At 47.0% G+C, this 4,339-nt stretch carries 5 protein-coding genes and 4 tRNA genes; 2 read left to right on the forward strand and 7 right to left on the reverse strand.

What is annotated here, in order from left to right; translation table 11 throughout:
* The 5 genes from FC814_RS22230 to FC814_RS22250 form a co-directional block, all read right to left on the reverse strand.
* A partial coding sequence (locus tag FC814_RS22230) for a GTP-binding protein (RefSeq protein ID WP_000031683.1) occupies positions 1–287 on the reverse strand: 287 nt, incomplete at its 3' end.
* Positions 288–401: 114 nt separating this feature from the next.
* Positions 402–477 (reverse strand) — tRNA-Thr (locus tag FC814_RS22235).
* Between the two features lie 6 nt (positions 478–483).
* Positions 484–558: transfer RNA gene (locus FC814_RS22240), tRNA-Gly, on the reverse strand.
* Between the two features lie 116 nt (positions 559–674).
* Positions 675–759: transfer RNA gene (locus FC814_RS22245), tRNA-Tyr, on the reverse strand.
* An 8-nt stretch (positions 760–767) separates the two neighbouring features.
* Positions 768–843: transfer RNA gene (locus FC814_RS22250), tRNA-Thr, on the reverse strand.
* 19 nt (positions 844–862) lie between these two features.
* Here FC814_RS22250 and FC814_RS23395 point away from each other — a divergent pair.
* Both FC814_RS23395 and coaA read left to right on the forward strand, forming a co-directional pair.
* Positions 863–994, forward strand: a complete 132-nt coding sequence (locus FC814_RS23395; RefSeq protein ID WP_085461513.1) for a hypothetical protein — start codon at positions 863–865, stop codon at positions 992–994.
* 210 nt (positions 995–1,204) lie between these two features.
* A complete protein-coding gene (coaA, locus tag FC814_RS22260; protein WP_000023078.1) occupies positions 1,205–2,155 on the forward strand; it encodes a type I pantothenate kinase in 951 nt (316 codons plus the stop codon).
* 31 nt (positions 2,156–2,186) lie between these two features.
* Here coaA and birA read toward each other — a convergent pair whose 3' ends face one another.
* Positions 2,187–3,149, reverse strand: a complete 963-nt coding sequence (gene birA / locus FC814_RS22265; protein WP_032227097.1) for a bifunctional biotin--[acetyl-CoA-carboxylase] ligase/biotin operon repressor BirA — start codon at positions 3,147–3,149, stop codon at positions 2,187–2,189.
* Positions 3,146–4,174 (reverse strand): UDP-N-acetylmuramate dehydrogenase, encoded by a 1,029-nt coding sequence (gene murB, locus FC814_RS22270; protein WP_001016676.1) that lies wholly within the window; start codon positions 4,172–4,174, stop codon positions 3,146–3,148. The genes birA and murB overlap by 4 nt, the downstream gene beginning before the upstream one ends.
* Positions 4,175–4,339 lie beyond the last annotated feature (165 nt).

Raw genomic sequence — 4,339 nt, forward strand, 5'->3', positions numbered from 1 at the left:
GCACCGGTGATCATGTTTTTAACATAGTCGGCGTGCCCCGGGCAGTCTACGTGTGCGTAGTGACGGGTCGGGGTGTCATATTCAACGTGAGAAGTGTTGATGGTGATACCACGAGCTTTTTCTTCTGGCGCGTTATCGATCTGGTCGAATGCGCGAGCAGCACCGCCGTAGGTTTTAGCCAGTACGGTAGTGATTGCAGCGGTCAGCGTTGTTTTACCATGGTCAACGTGGCCGATAGTACCGACGTTAACGTGCGGTTTTGTACGTTCAAACTTTTCTTTAGACATCGATTGTCCCTCTAAGACACGGATAAATCGGTGATATCACCACATCAACCAGGCAACATGCCCGACTTGTTGAATGCAATAAACAGAAGGAAAAAACAGGAAGGAGAAAAGAAGTGGTGCTGATAGGCAGATTCGAACTGCCGACCTCACCCTTACCAAGGGTGCGCTCTACCAACTGAGCTATATCAGCACATCTTGGAGCGGGCAGCGGGAATCGAACCCGCATCATCAGCTTGGAAGGCTGAGGTAATAGCCATTATACGATGCCCGCATCCTGGAACTCGGCTACCTGATTTTCATTCTGCACTGAATATCGAGAGAAGCTCTCTTTATTCGAGCCGGTAAGCGAACTTATCGTCTCGGGCTACGCCATCGCGTGGCCGAAATTGGTGGTGGGGGAAGGATTCGAACCTTCGAAGTCTGTGACGGCAGATTTACAGTCTGCTCCCTTTGGCCGCTCGGGAACCCCACCGGACTTGATGGTGCCGACTACCGGAATCGAACTGGTGACCTACTGATTACAAGTCAGTTGCTCTACCTACTGAGCTAAGTCGGCATCAAGTAGCGCGCATTCTATGGAGACATGCGAGCTCATGCAACTAAAAAATTGCATAATTTGTTTTGTTGGTCATATTTTAAACAACCCGATGAAGAAACAGTCGAACAATGAGCAGATTAGCACATTTTTTCAGCATTGTTCTGCTTAACAATATGCGCCAGTTAAAACACCATTCTTTTTATCAGATGGAATATCTGTCACATTGCTTTTCACCGATAGCTTCCCGGAAGCGATTTTTTCTTATTATTCCTCCCCATCTGGTGTTACCCTCCTGCCCATTAACCCATTCAACAGAACTGTGACGCGCCATGGCAAATATCGCTTTGCCGATAGAGCTATGACCGTCAGAAACATGCTTATGAGTATAAAAGAGCAAACGTTAATGACGCCTTACCTACAGTTTGACCGCAACCAGTGGGCAGCTCTGCGTGATTCCGTACCGATGACGTTATCGGAAGATGAGATCGCCCGTCTCAAAGGTATAAATGAAGATCTCTCGTTAGAAGAAGTTGCCGAGATCTATTTGCCTTTGTCGCGTTTGCTGAACTTCTATATAAGCTCGAATCTGCGCCGTCAGGCAGTTCTGGAACAGTTTCTTGGCACTAACGGACAACGCATTCCTTACATTATCAGCATCGCAGGCAGTGTAGCTGTAGGAAAAAGTACAACCGCCCGTGTATTACAGGCACTATTAAGCCGTTGGCCGGAACATCGTCGTGTTGAACTGATCACTACCGATGGTTTTCTTCATCCCAACAAAGTGCTTAAAGAACGCGGGTTGATGAAAAAGAAAGGCTTCCCGGAATCGTATGATATGCATCGTCTGGTGAAGTTTGTTTCCGATCTCAAATCGGGTGTACCAAACGTTACGGCACCGGTTTACTCGCATCTTATTTATGATGTAATCCCAAATGGTGATAAAACCGTTGTTCAGCCTGATATTTTAATCCTTGAAGGGTTAAATGTCCTACAGAGTGGGATGGATTATCCGCACGACCCACATCATGTATTTGTTTCTGATTTCGTCGATTTTTCGATATATGTTGATGCACCGGAAGACTTACTTCAGACGTGGTATATCAACCGTTTTCTGAAATTCCGCGAAGGGGCTTTTACAGACCCGGATTCCTATTTCCATAACTACGCGAAATTAACTAAAGAAGAAGCTATTAAGACTGCCATGACGTTGTGGAAAGAGATCAACTGGCTGAACTTAAAGCAAAATATTCTACCTACTCGCGAGCGAGCCAGTTTAATCCTGACGAAAAGTGCTAATCATGCGGTAGAAGAAGTCAGATTACGCAAATAATTTAAAGGGGAGCTAATGCTCCCCTTATTTATTATTCTGCGCTACGTAGGGATATTTCACCACCCATCCAGGGTTTTATTATTCCGTCCTGCTCAAGCAATAAAGCGCCCTGTTTGTCTATTCCGCGTGAAATACCAAATATTTCTTTATCACCAATGATAAGTTTCACTGGACGATTAATAAAATTATCCAGCTTTTCCCAACGCGAAAGATAAGGTGCCAATCCTTCTTGCTCGAAGAGTTCCAGCGCCGCGCGTAATTCACGTATTAGCATGGCCGCCAACGTATTACGATCAAGATTGATCCCTGCTTCCTGCAATGTGATCCATCCCTGGTTAACGACACTCTCTTCAACACGACGCATTGCCATGTTGATCCCGGCGCCAATGACTATTTGCGCTGCATCGCCGGTTTTGCCAGTCAGCTCCACAAGAATGCCTGCCAGCTTGCGATCCTGTAGATAGAGGTCATTAGGCCATTTAACGCGAACTTTATCTGCACCCAGCTTGCGTAATACTTCCGCCATCACGATACCGATAACCAGACTTAAACCAATTGCCGCAGCCGGGCCTTGTTCCAGACGCCAGAACATCGACAAATATAAGTTTGCGCCAAAAGGCGAAAACCATTTCCGACCACGGCGACCACGGCCTGCCTGCTGATATTCTGCGACGCAGGCATCGCCCGATTTAAGCTCTTCGATACGATCAAGAAGGTACTGATTAGTGGAGTCAATTACTGGCAGCACGGCTACACTACCGCCATCCAGCTGACTCAATATCTGTTCAGCATTAAGTAACTGAATGGGCTCAGGCAGGCTGTATCCTTTACCCGGAACGGTAAAGACATCAACGCCCCAGTCACGCAGTGTTTGAATGTGTTTATTAATGGCCGCCCGGCTCATTCCTAACGTTTCACCCAGCTGCTCGCCAGAGTGAAATTCGCCATTCGCTAACAGCGTGATTAATTTCAGTGGAACGGTATTATCCTTCATGAAATCGTCTCCACTGCGCTAACTTCACCTGATGCACCAATAAAGCGAACTTCGGGCTCAAGCCAGACATTAAATTTTTCACCAACTTTCTGTCTTACATGATGTGCCAGTTGCACGACATCTTCGCTTTTTGCATTGCCTTCATTGACGAGAACTAACGCCTGTTGACGGTGTACCGCAGCCCCACCCATTTGCGTCCCTTTTAGCTGACACTGATCGATGAGCCAGCCAGCAGCCAGTTTTACTGAACCATCCGCCTGAGGGTAATTCGGTGCCGTTGGAAATTGTGCCAACAACGCGTTAGCCGTTTCCACAGATACAACAGGATTTTTGAAGAAACTACCAGCATTGCCGTTCACTTTTGGATCGGGCAGCTTTGTAGTTCTCATATGGCACACCGCATCAAATACTTGCTGTGGCGTTACTGTTGAAGGCTCCAGACGAGTTAAGTCACCGTAAGTCAGTACAGGTTGCCACTCTTTTGGCAGACGCAGACCTACAGCAACAATGGCGAAGCGGTCCTGATATTCATGCTTAAAAATACTGTCGCGATAGCCAAAACGGCACTCTTTGGCAGTTAAGCGCACTTGCTTGCCTGTCGTTAGCTCAACGCAGTCAACATAATCGCAAACGCGCTGTAATTCTACGCCATAAGCACCAATATTCTGGATAGGTGATGAGCCGACACAACCAGGAATTAATGCCAGATTTTCCAGACCAGGCATACCTTCCTGCAAAGTGTATTTTACCAGGCGATGCCAGTTTTCTCCGGCTCCTACATGTAAATACCACGCATCAGGTTCATCATGAATTTCGATACCTTTGATCCGGTTGATGATCACCGTGCCGCGATAGTCTTCCAGAAAAAGTACATTACTTCCTTCACCCAGGATAAGAACGGGTTGTCCTTCTGCGGTTGCATGCTGCCAGGCATTGAGTAGTTGTTGTTCGTCTTCGGCACATACAATGTGCTGAGCATTATGATCAATGCCAAATGTGTTCCAGGGTTTTAAGGAGTGGTTCATAGCTGCTTTCCTGATACAAAAACGAGGCTAGTTTACCGTATCTGCGGGGGGATGGCTTGTAGATATGATGACAGGAAGAGTTTGTAGAAACGCAAAAAGGCCATCCTTACGGATGGCCTTCTGCTTTATCTGATGCCTGGCAGTTCCCTACTCTCGCATGGGGAG

Source organism: Escherichia sp. MR (genome assembly GCF_005280595.1).
GTDB classification, from domain to species: Bacteria; Pseudomonadota; Gammaproteobacteria; order Enterobacterales; family Enterobacteriaceae; genus Escherichia; species Escherichia ruysiae.

What these genes read in the sequence shown, in the direction of transcription:
- birA (WP_032227097.1), bottom strand. Translation starts at nt 3,149, where the DNA reads ATGAAGGATAATACCGTTCCACTGAAATTAATCACGCTGTTAGCGAAT.
- murB (WP_001016676.1), bottom strand. Translation starts at nt 4,174, where the DNA reads ATGAACCACTCCTTAAAACCCTGGAACACATTTGGCATTGATCATAAT.
- coaA (WP_000023078.1), top strand. Translation starts at nt 1,205, where the DNA reads ATGAGTATAAAAGAGCAAACGTTAATGACGCCTTACCTACAGTTTGAC.
- FC814_RS23395 (WP_085461513.1), top strand. Translation starts at nt 863, where the DNA reads ATGGAGACATGCGAGCTCATGCAACTAAAAAATTGCATAATTTGTTTT.